Source organism: Massilia sp. (assembly GCF_031995545.1).
Classification (GTDB): Bacteria; Pseudomonadota; Gammaproteobacteria; order Burkholderiales; family Burkholderiaceae_D; genus Telluria.
On the sequence record NZ_DAMAGA010000009.1, the window covers coordinates 75,934 to 96,394 of the forward strand.

At 63.1% G+C, this 20,461-nt stretch carries 18 protein-coding genes and 1 tRNA gene; 6 read left to right on the forward strand and 13 right to left on the reverse strand.

Features of this window, described 5'->3' with window-relative positions:
* Window positions 1-55 precede the first annotated feature (55 nt).
* From RTQ83_RS09130 to RTQ83_RS09145, 4 genes are all read left to right on the forward strand, one after another.
* Window positions 56-766, forward strand: coding sequence for a SapC family protein (locus RTQ83_RS09130; protein ID WP_312513547.1), 711 nt, complete (start codon window positions 56-58; stop codon window positions 764-766).
* Entirely contained in the window at window positions 750-1,763 is a 1,014-nt protein-coding gene (locus tag RTQ83_RS09135; protein ID WP_312513549.1) for a cupin-like domain-containing protein, read from the forward strand. The genes RTQ83_RS09130 and RTQ83_RS09135 overlap by 17 nt, the downstream gene beginning before the upstream one ends.
* Window positions 1,764-1,788: 25 nt before the next feature.
* A complete protein-coding gene (locus RTQ83_RS09140; RefSeq protein WP_312513550.1) occupies window positions 1,789-3,306 on the forward strand; it encodes a tryptophan halogenase family protein in 1,518 nt (505 codons plus the stop codon).
* A gap of 137 nt (window positions 3,307-3,443) precedes the next feature.
* A complete protein-coding gene (locus RTQ83_RS09145; RefSeq protein WP_312513551.1) occupies window positions 3,444-4,580 on the forward strand; it encodes an IS481 family transposase in 1,137 nt (378 codons plus the stop codon).
* Window positions 4,581-4,748: 168 nt separating this feature from the next.
* Here RTQ83_RS09145 and RTQ83_RS09150 read toward each other — a convergent pair whose 3' ends face one another.
* The 9 genes from RTQ83_RS09150 to RTQ83_RS09190 all read right to left on the reverse strand — a co-directional run bounded on the left by RTQ83_RS09150 (window position 4,749) and on the right by RTQ83_RS09190 (window position 16,289).
* Entirely contained in the window at window positions 4,749-6,053 is a 1,305-nt protein-coding gene (locus RTQ83_RS09150) for a sugar MFS transporter (protein WP_312513553.1), read from the reverse strand.
* A gap of 13 nt (window positions 6,054-6,066) precedes the next feature.
* Window positions 6,067-7,032: a glucokinase gene (locus RTQ83_RS09155; RefSeq protein WP_312513555.1), complete on the reverse strand. Its 966-nt coding sequence runs from the start codon at window positions 7,030-7,032 to the stop codon at window positions 6,067-6,069.
* Window positions 7,029-9,536, reverse strand: coding sequence for a glycoside hydrolase family 3 N-terminal domain-containing protein (locus tag RTQ83_RS09160; protein WP_312513558.1), 2,508 nt, complete (start codon window positions 9,534-9,536; stop codon window positions 7,029-7,031). Before RTQ83_RS09160 ends, RTQ83_RS09155 begins: the two co-directional genes overlap by 4 nt.
* A 39-nt stretch (window positions 9,537-9,575) precedes the next feature.
* Window positions 9,576-10,940 carry a GH1 family beta-glucosidase gene (locus RTQ83_RS09165; RefSeq protein WP_312513560.1) on the reverse strand — a complete coding sequence of 455 codons (1,365 nt, stop codon included), beginning with the start codon at window positions 10,938-10,940 and terminating at the stop codon, window positions 9,576-9,578.
* Between the two features lie 117 nt (window positions 10,941-11,057).
* A complete protein-coding gene (locus RTQ83_RS09170) occupies window positions 11,058-12,110 on the reverse strand; it encodes a LacI family DNA-binding transcriptional regulator (protein WP_312513562.1) in 1,053 nt (350 codons plus the stop codon).
* 70 nt (window positions 12,111-12,180) lie between these two features.
* Entirely contained in the window at window positions 12,181-13,224 is a 1,044-nt protein-coding gene (locus RTQ83_RS09175; protein WP_312513564.1) for an ABC transporter ATP-binding protein, read from the reverse strand.
* A gap of 5 nt (window positions 13,225-13,229) precedes the next feature.
* Window positions 13,230-14,075 (reverse strand): carbohydrate ABC transporter permease, encoded by an 846-nt coding sequence (locus RTQ83_RS09180; protein ID WP_312513714.1) that lies wholly within the window; start codon window positions 14,073-14,075, stop codon window positions 13,230-13,232.
* 47 nt (window positions 14,076-14,122) lie between these two features.
* Window positions 14,123-15,025 carry a sugar ABC transporter permease gene (locus RTQ83_RS09185; RefSeq protein WP_312513566.1) on the reverse strand — a complete coding sequence of 301 codons (903 nt, stop codon included), beginning with the start codon at window positions 15,023-15,025 and terminating at the stop codon, window positions 14,123-14,125.
* A gap of 4 nt (window positions 15,026-15,029) precedes the next feature.
* The gene (locus RTQ83_RS09190; protein ID WP_312513569.1) at window positions 15,030-16,289 is read right to left on the reverse strand and encodes an ABC transporter substrate-binding protein; all 1,260 of its coding nucleotides are present in this window, start codon (window positions 16,287-16,289) and stop codon (window positions 15,030-15,032) included.
* 269 nt (window positions 16,290-16,558) lie between these two features.
* Between RTQ83_RS09190 and RTQ83_RS09195 the strand changes: the two genes are divergently transcribed.
* Complete coding sequence (locus RTQ83_RS09195; RefSeq protein ID WP_312513571.1) at window positions 16,559-17,851, forward strand: type II toxin-antitoxin system HipA family toxin; 1,293 nt, start codon at window positions 16,559-16,561, stop codon at window positions 17,849-17,851.
* Entirely contained in the window at window positions 17,852-18,136 is a 285-nt protein-coding gene (locus RTQ83_RS09200) for a helix-turn-helix transcriptional regulator (protein ID WP_312513573.1), read from the forward strand.
* A 115-nt stretch (window positions 18,137-18,251) separates the two neighbouring features.
* On the opposite strand, the gene RTQ83_RS09205 is transcribed toward RTQ83_RS09200, so the two are convergent.
* The 4 genes from RTQ83_RS09205 to RTQ83_RS09220 all read right to left on the reverse strand — a co-directional run bounded on the left by RTQ83_RS09205 (window position 18,252) and on the right by RTQ83_RS09220 (window position 20,443).
* Window positions 18,252-18,327, reverse strand: a tRNA-Thr gene (locus tag RTQ83_RS09205).
* A gap of 28 nt (window positions 18,328-18,355) precedes the next feature.
* Window positions 18,356-18,847 carry a ClpXP protease specificity-enhancing factor gene (locus RTQ83_RS09210; protein WP_312513576.1) on the reverse strand — a complete coding sequence of 164 codons (492 nt, stop codon included), beginning with the start codon at window positions 18,845-18,847 and terminating at the stop codon, window positions 18,356-18,358.
* A 121-nt stretch (window positions 18,848-18,968) separates the two neighbouring features.
* Window positions 18,969-19,580: a glutathione S-transferase N-terminal domain-containing protein gene (locus RTQ83_RS09215; protein ID WP_211522107.1), complete on the reverse strand. Its 612-nt coding sequence runs from the start codon at window positions 19,578-19,580 to the stop codon at window positions 18,969-18,971.
* A 98-nt stretch (window positions 19,581-19,678) separates the two neighbouring features.
* Complete coding sequence (locus RTQ83_RS09220; RefSeq protein WP_312513582.1) at window positions 19,679-20,443, reverse strand: cytochrome c1; 765 nt, start codon at window positions 20,441-20,443, stop codon at window positions 19,679-19,681.
* Window positions 20,444-20,461 lie beyond the last annotated feature (18 nt).

Sequence of the window (20,461 nt, forward strand, 5' to 3'; positions counted from 1 at the left end):
GCCCCCTGATCCGACCGCCCGCCGGCGCCACCAATAACGACATCAAGAGACTCACATGCCCAATATCGCCCTGCTGAACAACATCGAGCACAAGGACCTGCGCATCATCACCGGGCACCGCCCCGGTCTGGGCAGCGACGTGGCCTGGGCGCCGACCTTCGGCGCCGAATTCCGCTCCCTGCAGGGGCATTATCCGATCATCTTCCGCCAGACCGACGATGCCCAGCGCTACGAAGCCATCGCCTTGCTCGGTTTCTTGGAAGACGAGAACCTGTTCCTCGACGACGGCCGCTGGGACGCCCATACCGTGCCGATGCTGCTCGAACGCCAGCCGTTCCTGATCGGCCGCAGCGGCGACGAGCTGATGGTCCAGATCGACCTCGACAACCCGCGCGTGAGCAAGACCGAGGGCCAGCCGATCTTCAAGGAGCACGGCGGCTCGAGCGAGTACCTGGAGCACATCAACGACGTGCTCTCGACCATCCACCGCGGCGTGCAGGCCAACGTCGGCTTCATCGAGGCCCTGATGCGCCACCAGCTGCTGGAAGGCTTCACCTTCGACCTGACCCTGGACGACGGCTCGCAGAACCGCCTGGCCGGTTTCTTCACCATTGCCGAGGAACGCCTGGCCGGCCTCGACGCGGCAATCGTGGCCGAGCTGCACAAGGCCGGCTACCTGGAACAGATCTACTACGCGATGGCCTCGCTGTCGAACTTCCGCGTCCTGGTCGACCGCAAGAACAAACACGATGCTGCCCGCCGCTAAGCCCATCCGCGAGATCGCCGGCCTGCGTCCGGGCGACCTCGGCAACGAGATCCTGGCGTCCACCGAGCCGCTACTGCTGCGCGGCCTGGTGCGCGACTGGCCGATAGTGCAGGCCGGCTTGCAGTCGGCGCAGGCGGCCGACGCCTACCTGCGCCGCTTCTACCGCGACGCCACCGTCAACGCCATGCTGGGCGCGCCCGAGATCGACGGCCGCTTCGGCTACAACGACGACCTCAGTGGCTTCAATTTCTACCCGGTGCGGGTACGTCTCGACACCGTGCTGGGCGAACTGGAAAAGCATGCTGCCAGCGAGCCGTCCCCCACCATCTATGTCGGCTCGACCAGCATCGAGGGCGCGCTGCCGGGTTTTCGCGCCGAGAACGACGTCGACCTGAAAGGGCGCGAGGCGCTGGCCAGCATCTGGATCGGCAACCACACCGTGATCGCGGCCCATTACGACCTGCCGGACAACCTGGCCTGCGTCGCGGTCGGCCGGCGCCGCTTCACGCTGTTCCCGCCGGGCCAGCAGCACAATCTGTACATCGGACCGCTCGACTTCACGCCGGCCGGGCAGGCCATCAGCCTGGTCGATTTCGCCAGACCCGACCTGGCGCGCTTCCCGCGCTTCGCGCAGGCGATGGAACATGCGCAAGTAGCCGAGATGGAACCGGGCGACGCCCTGTTCATCCCCAGCATGTGGTGGCACCACGTCGAGGCGCTGGACCGCTTCAACGTGCTGGTGAATTACTGGTGGCGCCAGTCGCCGGAGTGGATGGACACGCCGATGAACGCGCTGATGCACGCGCTGCTGTCGGTGCGCGACCTGCCGCCTGCGCAGCGCCAGGCCTGGGCCGAACTGTTCCGCCACTATGTGTTCGAAGCGGACGAGGAAACCGCGAGCCACATTCCGCCGGCCGCTCGGCGCATGCTTGGACCGATCGACGATGACACGGCGCGCGCGATCCGCGCTCAATTATTAAAGCGGATTAATCGCTAAATTAGCCGCTGACAGGAGACAGCAGATGGAGAATAAAAACAGCCAGGAGACAGGCTTGAAAGGCCGCCCGGTGCGGCGTGTGGTGATCGCCGGCGGCGGCACCGCAGGCTGGATGGCGGCGGCGTGCATCTCTAAGATCCTGGGCAAGCGCCTCGAGATCAAGCTGATCGAGTCGGACGAGATCGGGACCGTGGGCGTGGGCGAAGCCACCATCCCGAGCCTGATCAACTTCCATAACCTGCTCGAGATTAACGAGCAGGAGTTCATGGCCGCCACCAACGCCACCTTCAAGCTCGGGATCGGCTTCGAGGGCTGGCGCGACGTCGGTGAAGACTACATCCACTCGTTCGGCATGACCGGCACCGACCACTGGACCGCCGGCTTCCAGCACTTCTGGCGCAAGGGCCGCGAGCGCGGCCTGGCCGGTGACTACGGCGACTACTGCCTGGAACTGCGCGCGGCCCAGGAAAACCGCTTCGCCCATCTGCCGCGCGGCGGCATGAACTACGCCTACCACCTGGACGCCACCGCCTACGCCAGATTCCTGCGCGCGTTCAGCGAGCGTTTCGGCGTGCAGCGCATCGAGGGCAAGATCGTCGATGTCACCACCAGCGCGCTCACCGGCCATATCCGTTCGCTGACGCTCGATTCTGGCCTTGATGTCGAGGGCGACCTGTTCATCGACTGCACCGGCTTCCGGGCGCTCCTGATCGGACAGGCTCTGGGCGTCGAATACGAGGACTGGTCGCAATGGCTGTTCAATGACAGCGCAGCCGCGCTGCAGACCATGTCGGTCGGTGACGCGGTGCCGTACACGCGCTCGATCGCGCACGGCTTCGGCTGGCAATGGCGCATTCCGCTGCAGCACCGGGTCGGCAACGGCATGGTGTTTTCCAGCCGCCACGTCGACCAGGACCAGGCCGTTCAGGCACTGGTGAACAACGTCGAAGGCGAAGCCTTGACGAAACCGCGCGTGCTGCGCTTCACGCCGGGCCAGCGCAAGCAGGTCTGGAAGGGCAACTGCGTGGCGGTCGGCCTGGCGAGCGGCTTCCTGGAGCCGATCGAATCGACCAGCATCCACCTGATCCAGCGCTCGATCGTGCGCCTGATGCAGATGTTCCCGTCCGACGGCATCGCCCAGAGCGACATCGACGAATACAACCAGCAGGCGGCGACGGAGGTCGAGCACATCCGCGACTTCATCATCCTGCACTACAAGGTCACCAACCGCGCCGATACCCTGTACTGGCGCCAGGCGCGCGACATGACGGTGCCGGCGTCGCTGCAGCACCGCATCGACCTGTTCCGCCAGACCGGGCGCGTGTTCCGGGTGCCGAACGAGCTGTTCGCCGAAAATTCCTGGATCCAGGTGATGATCGGGCAGGGCATCATGCCGCTGCAGCATCATCAATCGGCCGACCTGATGGGCGACGCCGAGCTGTCGCATTTCCTCGGCTCGATCAAGGGCGCGGTCGACAAGACGGTGAGCCAGCTGCCGAGCCATCAGCAGTACGTGCAGCGCTACTGCGCCGCGCCGAAATAAACAAAGCCCGCATGAGCGGGCTTTGTTGACGTAGGGTTGGCGGCTATGTATGGCACAGGGACATAGGTAACAGTCGTCTAGGGACATAGGTAACACTTTTCTTATCATCGACACACGACCAATAGCTGGAGTGTGCGATGCCTTGGAAGGAGTGTTCCCAGATGACTTCTCGCCTAGAGTTCGTAATGTTGGCAAGTGCGCCAGGCGCCAACATAAGCACGCTTTGCCGCGCTTTCGGCGTCAGCCGTAAGACTGCCTATAAGTGGCTGGCTCTGTTCAAAGAACATGGCAAAGACGGCTTAGCAGATCGGTCACGTCGGCCGACCAATTCTCCTAACCGAAGTGATGCTCACCTTGAGGCGCAAGTCGTTGCACTCCACGATGCACATCCGTGCTGGGGACCACGCAAGCTGCAAGCCCTGCTTCCCGAGGAGGGCCCTAGACCTCATCCCAATACCATTGGAGCAATCCTGCGTAGGCATGGGCGCCAGGTAATCCTCTCAAGCGATGCCGGACCTCCAGCGACCAGCAGGTTCGAGCACGAGGCCCCGAATCTGCTGTGGCAGATGGATTTCAAAGGTCACTTTGCGCTGACCGATCCGAAGGCGGGACGCTGCTATCCGCTAACGGTTTTGGATGACCACTCACGCTTTGCCATCTGTCTTGCAGCGTGCCGTGGAGAGACGGCGGAACACGTGAAGAGCGCCTTGATCGACGTGTTCCGGCAATATGGTCTTCCTCAGCGCTTCACCTGCGACAACGGTAATCCTTGGGGGACGCCGAAGCAAAATGGACTTACCAAATTCGAAGTCTGGCTTCTCAGGCTTGGTGTCCGCGTCGGACATAGCAGGCCAATGCATCCGCAGACCCAAGGAAAGGACGAGCGCTTCCATCGTACGCTCAAGCTTGAACTGTTGGAGAGACGAGGCTTTCATTCGCTCAGTGCATGCCAGTACGCCTTTGATGACTGGCGCGAGCAGTACAACACAATACGTCCGCATTACGCACTGAACCAGAAACCGCCGGCCAGTCGCTACGTCGTCAGCGCACGTCGATATCCGGAAGAGCTACCGGTGCTCGAATACGATCAAGGCGAAACGGTACGCAAGGTACGAGGTAATGGCCACATCACCTTCAAAAGCCATCAACTGTTCGTTGGGGAAGGCTTGGTGGGAGAGTCCGTCGCTATCCGGCCAACGGATATCGACGGGCTTCTTAGCGTCGTGTTCTGCGATCGTCAGGTCGGCGAAATCGACCTGCGGATTGCAGGCTAGAATACAGACAACATGTGTAACCTATGTCCCTAGACAAGTGTTACCTATGTCCCTGTGCCAAACAGGCTATGCCGCCGACGCGGTGATAGTTGGCAGCAAGATCATCCGTCGCGAAAGCGAAGCCGATAACAACCACCGCGTCGGCGGCCAAGCCGCCAACCCTACCGATCAATCCACTACAATCGTCTGCTTGTGCAGATTGGCGTACTTGACGCCGTAGTACAGCACGAACAGATAGCACGCTGCCGGTACCAGGAACGAGATCTGCAGGCCGATGGTGTCGGCCAGGATGCCCTGCACGAACGGCACCACCGCGCCGCCGACGATCGCCATGCACAGGAAGCCCGAGCCCTGGCCGGTGTACTTGCCCAGGCCGTGCAGCGCCATGCTGAAGATGGTCGGGAACATGATCGAGTTGCACAGTCCAACCGCGATGAGGGCGTACATCGCCAGGCTGCCGCTGGTGAAGGTCGCGGTCAGGACCAGCAGGATCGAGCCGAGCGCGGTCACCGCCAGCGACTTGCCCGGGCTGACATAGCGCATCACGGCGAAGCCGATGAAGCGGCCGACCAGGGCGCCGCCCCAGTACATGCTGACGAAGTGCGCGGCGTCGGCGTGGCTCAGGCCCGCGATGTGCGGCTCGCCGATGAAGTTGATCAGGAAGCTGCCGATGCTGACTTCGGCGCCGACATACAGGAAGATGCCGAGCGCGCCCAGCACCAGGTGGCGGTAGGCCATGGCGCCGCCCTTGCCGTCCACGGCGACGGTGGTTTCCTCGAACGCGATCTTCGGCAGGCGTGCCACGGCGAACAGCACCGCCAGCAGCGCCAGCGCGGCGGCCAGGCCCAGGTAAGGACCTTGCACTGCGGCCGCTTCGGCGGCCTTGTGCGCGGCCTGCTCGGCGTCCGACAGCAGCGCCAGCTGGTCGGCGCCCAGCACCGCGGTCGACAGGATCAGGATCCCGCCCAGCGCCGGCGCCACGGTGGTGCCGAGCGAATTGAAGGCCTGGGTCAGGGTCAGGCGGCTGGCGGCGGTGCGCGCAGGTCCGAGCACGGTGACGTAGGGGTTGGCCGCCACCTGCAGGATGGTGATGCCGCTGGCCAGCACGAACAGCGCGAACAGGAACATGCCGTAGCCGCCGTTCGAGGCCGGGTAGAACAGGGCGCAGCCGGCGGCCGCGATCATCAGGCCGGTGACGGCGCCGTTCTGGTAGCCCAGGCGCCGGATCAGGGCGCCGGCCGGCAGCGAGACGATGAAGTAGGCGCCGAAGAAGCAGAACTGCACCAGCATCGCCTGCATGTAGGTGAGGGTATAGATAGATTTCAGGTGCGGGATCAGGACGTCGTTGAGCGACGTGATCAGGCCCCACATGAAGAACAGGATGGTGACGATCACCAGCGCGCCGGTGTGCTGATTGTGTTCGCCGTCCGCGCTAGCGCTGGCCACGGTCGGATTCTGTACTGGGTTCTGCATGCGGTCTCCGTTGTTATTGCAGAGGTTTGACTCGATCCGACAGCATAGCCGAAACGCCGCGCAATGCGGGATATTGTTCAGTAATCAAGTAAGTCGGGATGCGCGCCAGGTAGCCGTTCAGGCGCCCCTTGTCCTCGAACCGCGCGCGGAAGCTTGACCGCTCGAACAGCTCGCCCAGGCGCGGCACGATGCCGCCGCCGATGTACATACCGCCGGTGGCGCCCAGCGTCAGCGCCACGTTGCCGGCCACGCTGCCCAGAATCGCGCAGAACACGTCCACCGTGGCGCGGCAGTCACCAGGCGAACCGTCCAGCGCCGCCTGCGTGATGTCGGCCGCCTTGAGGCGCTTGCCGGTGCGCGCCCAGTGGATCAGCTCCAACCCCATGCCCGACAGCAGGCGCTCGGCCGAGACGTGGCCGTATTCGCCCCACAGCGCTTCCAGGATCGCCACTTCGTCGCGGGTGCACGGAGCGAAGCTGACATGGCCACCTTCGCCGGCGAGAGCGATCCATCGATCCCCGGCCGGGATCACGCCGGAGACGCCCAGGCCGGTGCCGGGTCCGATCAGGCCGATCGGACGGCCCGCCAGCTCGACGCCGCCGCCGATGCGGCGTTTGCCATCAGGGGCCAGATGCGGCAGCGCCATCGCCAGCGCCGCGAAGTCGTTCACCACCAGCAGGGTGGTCAACCCCTGTTCCTGGCGCAGCGCTTCGATCGAGAAGCTCCAGTGGTGGTTGGTCATCTTGACCGCGTCGCCCTCGACCGGGTTGGCGATCGCCAGCGCCGCGTGGCGCACGCCGTCGGTTGCCAGCCCGCGTGCGCGTGCATTGGCGAGATACGCGCGCATCGCGTCGCCCAGCGTCGGATAAGCGGCCGCCGACAGGACTTCGACGTCGTCGAAGCCGCCGCCTGGCGACTGCAGGGCGAAGCGCGCGTTGGTGCCGCCGATGTCGGCCAGCAGGCGCAGCTCCTGGGTCATTTCAGTTCCTCGCAACGCACGGCGTCGGCATCCTTTGCTCCGCCGCCGGCGATCTCGATGTTGGCGAAGGCCGCGGCGAAGGCCTTGTCGCTGGTGACGCTGAACGGGGTGTCGACCTTGGACAAGTCCACCCCCTTGGCCTGGAAGCAGGACAGGGGGACGTTGACGGTCTGCTTGCCGATGCCCGACAGGCGCTTGAACAGGGCGGTGGCGTCGAGCTGGGTGGAGCCCATCGCCAGCGTCACCTTGCCTTCAGGTGCCTTGAACACGATGGTGTCGAAGCGCAGCGCGCCGTCTTTCGCCGCCGCGCTTGGGAGCACCATGGCGCGCGCGCCGCGTGCCTCGAAGGTGGCCGGGCCGCTCCAGGTGATCAGCTTGGCGTCCTGCTGGGTGTTGACCTGCGCCGTGGCGGCGGTCACGTTCGGCAGCTTGAAGGTGGCGTTCAGGTCGGCGCCCAGCACGGTGCTCTGCTGGCCGCTCTTGATCGCCAGCGGATAGCTGGTGCGGTCGGCCTGGGTAAAGACCGAGAAGGTGTTGCTGGCGCTGCAGCCGCCCGCCGGAATCGTTTCATCGAGCTTGCCGACCTTCGAGCGCGTGCCGGCCTGCAGGCCGTAGCTATAGGCGAACAGCGGCGCGTAGTCCTTGTCGCCGACATTCAACCTGGTCTGGCACACCGACTTCGGCCACGAGAACGGCAGCTTGCCCTTGAAGTCGTAGCGCTGGCTGCCGGCCACCAGCAGGTCGGACACGCCTTTGCCCTCGGAACCCGGCAGCCAGGCCGAGATGAAGGTGTCGGAGAGATTCAGCAGATCGTTGGCATACACCGGACGGCCGGCAACCATGACGGTGATCACCGGCTTGTCCTTGCCGGCCACCGCTTTGAGCACCGCCAGGTCTTCCGGATAGCGGCTGCTGTGGCGCAGGGTGCCGGACGGGTGGATGTCGCCGTCGCCTTCCGCATACGGACGCTCGCCGATCACCGCCACCACGGCGTCAAACTTGGATACGTCGACCCCCTTGGCATCGGCGCTGAAGGTCACGTTGTCCTTGCCGGCCGCTTCACGCAAGCCGGCCAGGATGGTGTCGGCATTTTTGAAGTCGGCATTGGTATTGGCGGTGCCTTGCCAGGTGATGGTCCAGCCACCGCTCTGGTTCGACAGGTCGTCAGCCGTCTTGCCGACTACCAGGATCTTCTGGCCGCGCTTCAGGGGGAGAAGCGGGCCTTCGTTCTTGAGCAGCACCAGCGATTCGCGCACCGCTTGGCGTGCCAGGGCGCGTGCCTGCATCGCATCATCCTTGCCGGCATATGCGTTCTGGGCCGGGCTCTTGTCGAACAGGCCGGCGCGCAGCTTGACGCGGACGATGCGGGTGACGGCGTCGTCGATGCGCGACATCGGGATCTCGCCGCTTTCGACCTGCTTGATGGTGTTGGCGATGAAGGCCTTCCAGTCGTCCGGCACCATCACCATGTCGACGCCGGCGTTGATCGCCTGGGCGCAGCTGTCGTTGCGGCAGCCTTTGACTTCGCCCTGGCCATTCCAGTCGGTGACCACGAAGCCGTCGAAGCCGGTCTTGTCCTTGAGGATGCCGGTCAGGACCGGTTTGCTGCCGTGCAGCTTCCCGTACTCGGTACCGGTGGCGGTATCGGTCCAGCTGTTGAACGAGGCCATGACCGTCTGCGCGCCCGCCTCCAGTGCCGGCAGGTAGCCGGCGCCGTGGATGTTCAGCAGCTCGCTCGCCGTGGCCTTGGTCACGCCGCGGTCCTTGCCGTTCTCGGTGCCGCCGTCGCCGATGAAGTGCTTGGCGGTGGCGATGGTGTTGGCATCATCCTTGAACGTGCCCTGCATGCCTTTCACGTATTCGCCGGCGTAGCTGCGCACGATCTCCGGGTTCTCGCCATAGCTCTCGTAGGTGCGTCCCCAGCGGTCGTCGCGCACTACCGCCAGCGTCGGGCCGAACACCCAGGCGATGCCGGTCGCGCGCACGGCTTTCGCGGTGGCGGCGCCGATCTCGCGCACCAGCTGCGGATTGCGCGCCGCACCGAGGCCGATGTTATGCGGGAACAGGGTGGCGCCCGGTACGTTGTTGTGGCCATGGACCGCGTCGGTGCCCCAGATCACCGGCACCTGAATCGCCATGTCGGTCTTCATCGACGCTTCATGATAGGCCTGGGCCAGCGCCAGCCATTCCTTGGCCGAGGCGTTCTTGTTCCCGTTCGGCCAGCTGCCGCCGCCATTCAGGACCGAGCCGAGATAGTACTTGCGCACATCGTCCGGCGTGGCGGCCTTGATCTCGGGCTGGGTCATTTGGCCGATCTTCTGCGCCAGGGTCATCTTGCCGACGATGTCCTGCACGCGCTTCTCGAGCGCGGCATCCTTGGCGATGGCGCTGCGCACCTGTGGCCAGTCCTTGAGCGGCGCATTGGTGGCTGCGGTAGCGCACAGGGCTGGCAGGGTGAAAGCGAGGGCGATGGCAAGCGTGGCGGGGCGGAGCTTCAGGGTCATGGGTCGTGTCTCGTCGTTGTCGTTAGTTGGATAGTCGGATCATTCCTGGCGCAGGAAGGCGCGGTACCACTTGCCGCTGTTCTTCAGGCGGCGTTGCTGCGTGTCGTAGTCGATGTGGACCAGGCCGAAGCGCTTCAGGTAGCCCTCGGCCCATTCGAAGTTGTCGAGCAGGCTCCAGGCGAAGTAACCCTTCACCGGCACGCCGTTGTCGATTGCATCCTTCAGCGAAGCCAGGTGGCGTACCAGATAGTCACGGCGCTGCACGTCGTTCACCTCACCGTCCGGGCCGACCGTATCATCGAAGGCCGAGCCGTTTTCGGTGACGTACATCGGGCCGGGGTGGTAGTCGCTTTCGATACGTGTGAGCAGTTCGCTCAGGCCTTCCGGCGCCACCGGCCAGCCCATTGCGGTGATCTCGCCATCAAGGGTCGGCAGCACCCTGGTGCGGAACGGCGCGTGGGTCGGATCGTCGGCCACGACCTCGGGGAAGTAGTAGTTGACGCCCATGAAGTCGGTCTTCACGGCGATGGCTTCCATGTCGCCTGCTTCGACGACCGGCCCCGCGTCCTTGACCAGGTCCAGCGTCGCCTGCGGATAGCCGCGGCCGAACAGCGGATCGAGGAACCAGCGATAGCGCAGGCCGTCGTGGCGTTCTTTGGCCGCCTGGTCTTCAGGGCTGCTGCTGGCCGCGCGCAGCGGGTGCAGGCTGACCGCCATGCCGACTTGCGCATCCGGCACGTTGGCGCGGATCACCGGCGTCGCCTTGCCATGCGAGACCAGCACATTGTGCGCCACCTGCAGCGCGGTCTTGAGGCTGGTGTTGCCCGGCGCGTGCCAGCCTTCGTAGTTGCCGATGATGGCAGTGCACCAAGGCTCGTTATGGGTGATCCAGTGCTTGATGCGGTCGCCCAGCGTGCGCGACATGGCATCGGCGAAATCGACGAAGGCATCGATCGTGGCGCGGTTTTCCCAGCCGCCGATGTCCTGCAACGATTGCGGCAGGTCCCAGTGGTACAGCGTGGCCCATGGCTGCAGACCGCGTTCCAGCATGCCGTCCACCAGGCGCGAATAGAAGTCCAGTCCCTTCTGGTTCGGCCGTCCCTGTTCGCCGGTGTAGATGCGCGGCCAGGCGATCGAGAAGCGGTAGGCGTTCAGGCCCATGTCCTTGGCGATGTCGAAGTCTTCCGGCCAGCGGTGGTAGTGGTCGCAGGCGACCAGGCCGTTCGAGCCGTCCTTGACGCACCCCGGCGTGGCGGCGAAGCGGTCCCAGATCGATTCGACCCGGCCGTCTTCGCGGCCGGCGCCCTCGATCTGGTAGGACGAGGTAGCGCAGCCCCACAGGAAGTCGGAGGCGAAGTCGCTGCGCTGCGGGGCGGCGGAGTTGGGACGGTTGGCAGTGGTCATGGTTCGCTTTTGGTATTGGTCTAAACAATATGTTGGAAAAGCCTTGCGATGCCTTTGGAAAGCTTTCCAGTTCTGGTTCAAAAAAAAGGCCGCGCACGGCCGCGATGAGTTGGGGTATCAGCGCTGCGCCTTGTCTCCCTTGGTTTTGCTCTTGCCTTTGCCGCCCGTCGCCTTGGCCAGTGAAGCGCGCATGGTCACGCCGACCGGGAAGCTGCGCGTCACCGGGCGCTTCAGGTCATAGCAGCGGTTGAGCAGGGCGTTGATGCCGTTCTGCGTCATCTCGCGCCATGGCATGTGCACCGACGTCAGGCGCGGCGCCGAGAATTCCGCGCTCGGCGTGTCGTCGTAGCCGATCACCGACAGGTCGCGCGGCACGCTGATGCCGGCTTCCTGGAAGTACGACAGGGCGCCGACCGCCATCTCGTCGTTGGCGCAGAACAGGGCGCTGCACGGCGTGCCGGATTCGATCAGCTCCTTGGCCGCGAGCCAGCCGCCATGCGGCGAGAAGTCGCTTTCGACGGTCCAGATCTTGCCGGTGTCGATGCCGGCGCCTTGCAGCTCCTGCATGAAGCCGCTTAGACGCGCCACGTTGTCGCCCAGCGCATTCGGGCCGCCGATCACGGCGATGTCGCGGTGGCCATAGTCGAGCAGGGTGCGCGCCGCCAGGCGTCCACCGAGCGTGTGGTCGACCGTGAAGCACTGCTCGGGAATCGCCGTGAAGTCGTGGTTCAGCGCGACCAGCTGGCGCTGCTTGATGCCGAGCGCCGCGATGTCTTCGTCGAGCAGGGCGCTGGTCATCATGATCAGGCCATCGCAGCCACGCTCGATCAGGAACTCGATCCCTTCCATCGCCTGGCGCCGCGCGTCGCCGAGGCCGACGCCGAACGCCACCACCATGTGCAGGCCGGCGGCGCGCAGCTCGGTATCGATGATCTGCAGGATCGGGGTGTAGAAGGTGCCGGACAATACGGGAATGTAGACGCCCACCATGCGGCTGGTGCCGGACAGCAGGGCGCGCGCCGCGTGCGAGGGGCGGAAGCCCAGCTCGTCGATCGCCTTGCGCACGCGTTCGAGCGTGGCCGGGGACACCGAGCCCTTGCCGCTGACCACGCGCGAGGCAGTGCCGAGGCCGACTCCGGCCAGACGCGCTACATCCTTGATTGTTGCCACCTACGGTTCCTATCCAAAATTAATTTAACCAACCGTCAAGCATACTGCATCCGCATGCATACGGCATGTTTTACAAGCGCTGGCCGCTGCCCTGGTCGAACAGCGAAACACGCGCCGCATCGATGGTGAAGCGCACTTTTTGGCCGCTGGCGAGAGGACGCGCATCGTGCTCGATCAGCGACAGCGCCTGGCCGCCGCAGTCGATCCACACCACCTGGTGGTTGCCCATCGGCTCGACCAGCGTGACGGTACCGCTCATGGCGCCATTGTCGTCGATGTGGAGGTGTTCCGGGCGCGCCGCCAGCGTTACGGCACCTTGTTTAGTCGTGGGAAGCATCATGTTCAATGCCCCGGCGCTGAAGCGTCCCTGGGCATCGACGCTGCCCTCGATGAAGTTCATCGATGGCGAACCGAGAAAGCCCGCCACGAAGCGGTTGGCGGGACGGTCATAGACTTCGGCCGGGGTGCCGATCTGCTGGATGCGGCCGCCCTGCATGACCACGATGCGCGTCGCCAGCGTCATCGCCTCGGCCTGGTCGTGGGTCACGTAGACCATGGTCGAACCGAGCGTCTGGTGCAGCATCTTCAGTTCGCGCCGCAGTTCCGCGCGCAGCTTGGCGTCCAGGTTCGACAGCGGCTCGTCGAACAGATACACGCCCGCTTCGCGCACTAGCGCGCGCCCGATTGCGACCCGCTGGCGCTGGCCGCCCGAGAGTTGCGACGGCTTGCGATCCAGCAGGGCGTCGAGCTGCAGCATCTCGGCGGTGCGGCGCACGCGGCGCTGGATTTCGGTCTTCGGGGTGCCGGCGATTTTGAGGCCGAACGACATGTTCTTTTCGACCGACATGGTCGGGTATAGCGCATACGACTGGAACACCATGCCGATCCCGCGCTCGCTCGGGTCGGCGTAGCTCATGTCGCGACCACCGATCTCGATCGCGCCGCTCGACAAGTCGATCAGGCCGGCGATGCTGTGCAGCAGGGTCGACTTGCCGCAGCCGGATGGTCCGAGCAGCACCAGGAATTCGCCCGGCTCGATCTGCAAATCGAGGTCGCGCAGGATCTGGTTGTCGCCGCGGGTGATGCACAGTTTGCGCAGGGTGACATTCGACATGGAGTTCAGCCTTTCACGGCGCCGGCGGCGATGCCGCGCACGAACCAGCGTCCGGAGATGAAATAGATCGCCAGCGGCACGGCAGCGGTGAGGATGGTCGCGGCCATGTTGACGTTGTACATGCGCGTGCCGGTGGTGGTGTTGATCACGTTGTTCAACTGGACCGTCATCGGCAGGTTCTCGCGGCCGGCGAAAACCAGGCCCAGGATGTAGTCGTTCCAGACGCCGGTGACCTGCATGATCGCCGCCACCACCACGATCGGCAGCGACATCGGCAGCATCACCTGCAGGAATATGCGCCAGAAGCCGCCGCCATCGATGCGCGCGGCCTGGAACAACTCGTGCGGCACCGAGGCGTAGTAGTTGCGGAACAGGAGCGTCATCAATGGCATGCCGAAGATGACGTGCACCAGCACGATCGCAGGCAGAGAGCCGAACACACCGGCGCGCGCCATCATCCACACCAGCGGATAGATCATCACCTGTACCGGGATGAAGGCGCCGGCCAGCAGCACGCCAAACAGCAGGTTCGCGCCGCGCGGACGCCAGAACGACAGCGCATAACCGTTGATCGCGCCGAGCAGGATCGGGATCACGGTGCTGGGCACGGCGATCGCCACCGAGTTCCAGAAGCCCTGGCTGACCGCGCCCCAGGCTTCGCGCCACGGGTCGAGCGTGGCCATGGCGGGCAGGGCGAACACGTTGCCGCTGCGGATCTCGAGCATCGGCTTGAACGAGGTGATGATCATGACGTACAGCGGCAGTAGGAAGAACAGGGCAGCGCTGAACAGGAAGGCGTAGACGCCGATGCGCGCCGGCGTGAGGTGGCGCTTGCGCTTCCTTGTCGTCATTGTCTCGACCGGCAGCGGCGGGGCGATCGCCTGCAGCGAATGGTGGCTCATGCGTGTGCTCCTCCGGCGCGGGCACGGCGGCTGCGTGCATAGGCATACGGCGCCAATAAGGCCAGCACGGGAAGCAGCAGCGTCACCGCGCCAGCCGAGGCCAGGCCGATGTTCGAGCGCAGGAACAGGTGGTCCATGATGAACTTGGCCGGCACTTCGCTGGCGATGCCGGGGCCGCCCTGGGTCATCGCCACCACCGCGTCGTACAGTTTTACTACGGCGGTAGTCAGGAGCAGGAACACGGTGGCGACGGTGGGCCCGAGCATTGGCAGCACGATCTGCAGATAGGTGCGCCAGGCCGGAATGCCGTCCAGGCGCGCGGCTTTGTAGATCTCGGGATCGATGCCGCGCAGGCCGGCCAGCATCAGCGCCATCACCAGGCCCGAAGCTTGCCACACGGTGGCGATGACGACCGTGTAGATTACCAGGTCCTGGTGCACGATCCAGTCGAACGAGAAACTGGTCAATCCCATCTGGCGCACCGCGCCTTCGATGCCGCTGCCCGGTGCCAGCAGCCATTGCCATACCAGGCCGGTAGCGATGAAGGACATCGCGTACGGATACAGGAACACGGTGCGCAGCACGCCTTCGCCCTTGACGTTCTGGTCGATGAACACGGCCAGCAAAAAGCCCAGCACCATGCAGGCGATGATGAACAGCGCACCGTAGACGGCCAGGTTGTGCAGCGACAGCAGCCAGCGCTCGTTGTCGAACAGGCGCACGTACTGGGCGACACCGATGAATTTCTCGGACGGGAAGGTGCGCGCCGCGGTGAACGAGGTGCGCAGCGTCCACAGCGCGCCGCCGATGTACGCGAGCAGCACCGTCAATGCCATCGGCAGCAGGGCAAGGTATGGACTCAAGCGGGGGCTGAACTTGTGGATGCGGCGTGCGAGCATGGCGTCAGTATTTGAGGGCGTTGGCGATGCTGCGCTGGACCTTGTCGACCTTGATGTCCATGTTCCAGTAGGCGGTCAGGATGTCCTGCAGCGCGCCGTTCTGGTCCGGCGTCAGGTAGACCTCGGTCACGCCGAGCTGGCGCGAACGGTCCTTGACGATCTCGATGCCTTTTTGCGCGCACAGGTCGAGCTCCGACACATCGGCATCCAGGCGCACCGGGATCGAGCCTTTCAGCTTGCTGAACGTGACTTGCAGCTGGGGCTGCGACACCACGTTGGCCAGCAGTTGCTGGGCCTTGATGGCGTTCGGGTTGTCGGTGCGCGGAAAAACGAAGACGTCGCCCTGCATCAGATAAGGAGTGTCGGGTTTCAGGCCGGCGATGCAGCCGTAGTGCTGGCCGGGCAGTTGGCCGGCATTGGTGAATTCGCCCTTGGCCCAGTCGCCCATGATCTGGAAGCCTGCCTTGCCGCTGATGAGCATTGCGGTGGCGTCGTTCCAGTTGCGGCCCGGCGAGCCGGCGTCCACGTACGACTTCATGCGCTTGAAGGCCAGCAGCACGTCGCGGAAGGCGGGCGACTTGATCGTGGCCTGGTCGCGGTCGCGGATCACTTTCAGGTACAGCTCGCGGCCGCCGATATTGGCCAGCAGGCTTGAAAACAGCACGGTCTCCTGCCACGACTGGCCGCCGTGGGCCAGCGGCACCAGGCCGGCGGCTTTCAGCTTGTCGAGGGCGGCGAACAGTTCCGGCATGCTGGCTGGTTCCTTTTCGATGCCGGCCTTCTTGAAGGCGGCCTTCGAGTACCAGATCCAGGTCTGCATGTGGATGTTGAGCGGCACTGCGTAATAGTGGCCGTTGTGCTTGATCACGTCGATCAGCGGCTCGGGCAGGATGCGGTCCCAATCCTGGGCTTGGGCTACCAGGTCGACGTTGTTGAGCATGTCCTGCTCGATGACGTCGGTGAACTGTTTTGAAGTGTTGAACTGGGCGGCGGTTGGCGGGTTGCCGCCGATGATGCGATTGATGGTCACAGCGCGTGACTGGTCGCCGCCGGCGATGGCGCTGTCGATCCAGACCCCGCCAGCGTTGCGGAAGGCTTGAGCGACCTGCTTGACGGCGCTCGATTCTCCGCCTGAAGTCCACCAATGGATGACTTCGGCCTTGGCCGCCGCATGGGCAGGCGCAGGCAGCACGAAAGCGGGCAGCGCGAAAGCAGTGGCGCACAGCCATGCGCAGGCTGCTGCCATCGTGCGGGGTGTGACCATTGTGTCTCCGTGTCCAGCCGTTTATTTTTTGGCACGTTTGGAAACGTTACCATTGGCTTGGTCCGACTATAGCATCGGGTTAAATCAGGGTCAAACTAAACTTGCACTTAGTAATTTTGACATGAATCAGTAGCGAATTGTGAACAGTTAATGGCTCCTGGTTGAGGTAAGAGGCTCGCTTTTGTCCTAAATCATGTAATCTTATTTACACACTTTTCTATCATGTTTAATGGGTTTTTTGACGATATTACTGATACTATTCTGTGTATATGCCTTCTACTACATGCACCCTACAGGTCTTCATCGACGATGTCTGGCACGATGCGGCTGCGCTCGACCTTACCGGTGAGAGAGCTCGGGGCATAGCAGCATCGACTTATCTGGTGTACCTGGCCGACTATGCGCTGCAATATTGGGGAAGATCGGATGCAGCAGCATTGTCTATGAATGTTCCTGTCGAATTGCTCGATTATCACCCCAAGCATTGGCCGCCATTCCTGGTCGACCTGCTACCACAAGGATATGGGCGAACCGAGTTACTGAAACAACTGGAGCGCACAGAAAACACTGGACCCGGGGCGGATTGGGAGCTGTTGCTTGCCGGCGCAGGCAATCCGATCGGCAATGTCCGTATCAAGGAAGCGCATGAGTGGACAATCGCCCGCACCGGAAATACGACCCGCGGTTTTAGCATGGACGAGGTCGCATCCAGAGCCGGCGACTTCAATGAATACCTGGCACAACACGGTCTGTTTTTGGCGGGATCTTCCGGCATTCAGGGAGAGTGGCCCAAGATACTTCTGACCCGGGCAAAAGACGGCCTTTTTTATCTGGATCACACTCTTCCAGATGAACAAGCTGAACAACACTTCATCGTGAAGTTTGGGCGAGGTAACGATGTCTCCCTGGCCAATATCCTGCGCCTGGAAGCGCCTTATATGCAGCTTGCGCGGGGCTTGGGACTGAATGTTCATGCCGATCTCGTCCTGCGGGATCGTGCTCTCTTCATCCCTCGCTTTGACCGGGAAGCGATAGGCGACCGGACCATGCGTTATGGTCAGGAGAGTATCGCTTCGCTGTGTGGAATGGTCGGCTTCGACACGGTACCGAGCCATAACGACGTATGCCGTCAATTAAGCAAGATGGCAACCGACCCCACTCGCGAAGTCATTGAATACGTCAAAAGGGATATTGCGAACATCGCCTTGGGGAACAAGGACAATCACGGCCGCAACACGGCAATTCAACGCAGACCTGACGGCAAAATTTCCCTTACCCCGTTATTCGATTTCGCGCCAATGTGGCTCCATCCGGATGGTATCGCCAGACGCATCCGTTGGGCAGCCGATGACGCAGGCTTGCCTGATTGGGCCAGCGTGCTGGCGCAAGCCTGTGACGCGGCAAACATCGACCAGGACGTCGTGAAGAATGAAATAAAGATGATGGCAGCGCCACTGGCAACGGTATTGGACGACGCGCACGGTATGGGGATCAGCGATGAATTCCTGAAGCCGTTCGTCAAGATTGTCGGGAATGTACGTTCGCAGTTGGAGAAGCTATAGATGGACAAGCGTTTCAAGCCCTTGTCGCCTGCCGAGGCGATCGAAGCGCGACGGGCGCTGGCCGATGAACTCGCGGCCGATCCTTCCATGCCGATTCCGACGGTGATCAGGAAAATTCGGGGAGCATTACGTCTCACGATTGCAGAGTATGCAAAGTTATGCGGCGTGTCGGCGCGGACGCTGCAGGATATCGAACGTGAAGAGTCGAGCCCGACCCTGGCGACGGCCGAAAAACTGTTGCGGCCAATGGGCATGGTGGTCAGTGCGGTAATCAAACCGCGATAACCGTGGTCTCCTGTCGCATCGGTCACTTGACCTGATGCCTGCACGGCCATGCGCCGTGAGGTGCCCACAAAACAAAAAGCCCAACCATATGGCTGGGCTAAGTGCTTAATTCAGTTGGTGCCGACTGCAGGACTCGAACCCGCCACCTGATGATTACAAATCAACTGCTCTACCTGATGAGCTAAGTCGGCACGTGATCGTTAGAGCAACAATTATACGCTATTTGATGCGGGTCAACGTCGGACGTCCGCCTTTCTTGGGCGGTTCGTCGTCGCCATCCGACGGTGTCGACGCAGCTTCGTTGACCACCGGCGAATCGACACCCTTTGACGGCACCGCCGACAGCGACGGCGCGGCAGGCGCGCTCTCGGCTTCCGGCGCCGGCGTCTCGGACGCCGTGGTATTCACCTCGAATGCCATCCCCTGGCCATTCTCGTTGGCATAAATCGCCAGCACGTTCTGGACCGGGATATAGATCTCGCGCGACACGCCGTTGAAGCGCGCGTGGAACTGGATCGCCTCGTTGTCCATCTTCAGGCGCGAGGTGGCGCCGAAGCTGATGTTGAGGATGATCTCGCCCTTCCTGACGTATTCCATCGGCACTGTCGTTGCCCCGTCGACCTTGACGGCGATATAGGGCGTGTAGCCGCTGTCGCTGCACCATTCGTAGATGGCGCGCAGCAGATAGGGTTTGGTGGAGATCTCTGCCATGGTGTTGTTGTCTTGATTACAGCGATCACGCCAGTTTACCGGATTCGCCCTCAGGGCGCGGCATGTCTGGCGTGTATGGTGCGCGGTATGGACGGAAACACAGGCTTCCGTCCACGATCCATCAGCGACGCATCACTTTCTCGGACGGGGTCAGCGCCTCGATGTAGGCCGGACGCGAGAAGATGCGCTCGGCGTACTTCATCAGCGGGGCCGCGGTCTTCGACAGTTCGATGCCGTAGTGGTCCAGGCGCCACAGCAGCGGGGCGATCGCCACGTCCAGCATCGAGAACTCGTCACCCAGCATGTACTTGTTCTTCAGGAACAGCGGTGCCAGGGTGGTCAGGCGGTCGCGGATTTCGGCGCGTGCCTTGTCGTGGTTCTTGTCGTTGGTCTTGTTGCGCTCGCTTTCCAGCGTGTGCACGTGGACGAACAGCTCTTTTTCGAAGTTGAACAGCATCAGGCGGGCACGGGCGCGCATCAGCGGGTCGGCCGGCATCAGCTGCGGGTGCGGGAAGCGCTCGTCGATGTACTCGTTGATGATGTTCGATTCGTACAGGATCAGTTCGCGCTCGACCAGGATCGGCACCTGGCCGTACGGGTTCATGGTCGAGATGTCTTCCGGCTTGTTGAACAGGTCGACGTCGCGCACCTCGAAGTCCATGCCCTTTTCGAACAGGACCAGGCGGCAGCGTTGGGAGAATGGGCACGTGGTGCCGGAGTAGAGAACCATCATGGTTTATAGTTCCTTAAGAAACAAAGGGGTGTAGCGCAAAGCACTCACCCCAGAGAAATGATTGCCCGTATTATAGCCAACCGGGCAATGAAAGCGAATTACTTCACTTGTTTCCAGTACGATTCGTTCAAGCGCCAGGCCAAAAACGAGAAGATCGACAGGAAAATCAGCACTACCACGCCCAGCCTTTTGCGCGTATGTTGCGCCGGCTCAGCCATCCAGCTGAGGTAGGCAACCAGGTCGGCGGTGGCGGTGTCGAAGTCTTGCTGGCTCATGGTTCCCGGCTCCACCTGCTCGAAGCCGGCGAAGGCGTGCACGGTCTTGCCGGCCTCGTGCGGATCGGGCTGATCGCTGAACTTGGCGGCGCGTATCCCCTGTTGCTGCCACATCGCGTGCGGCATGGCCACGTTCGGCACCACCATATTGTTCCAGCCGGTCGGGCGGGAATCGTCCTTGTAGAAAGTGCGCAGATAGGTGTACAGGTAGTCCGCGCCCGAGCCCGCCGGCGAGGACTTGGCGCGCGCGATCACCGACAAATCCGGCGGCACCGCGCCGAACCAGGCCTTGGCGTCGTCCGGCCGCATGGCGGTCGTCATCATGGCGCCGACCTTGTCGGCAGAAAACAACAGATTGTTCTTGATCTGCTCTTCGCTCAGGCCCAGGTCGCGCAGCCGGTTGTAGCGCATCGCCGACGCCGAGTGGCAATTCAGGCAGTAGTTGACGAAGATTTTGGCGCCGTTCTGCAGCGATGCCAGGTCGTTGCGTTCCGGTGCGCGGTCGAGCGGATAGCCGCCTTCCGCCGCGAATGCCAGTCCCGGCACCAGCGCCAGGACCGCGATCAGTTTCTTTGCAAAAACTTTCATAGGGTGTCCTCGGTCCGG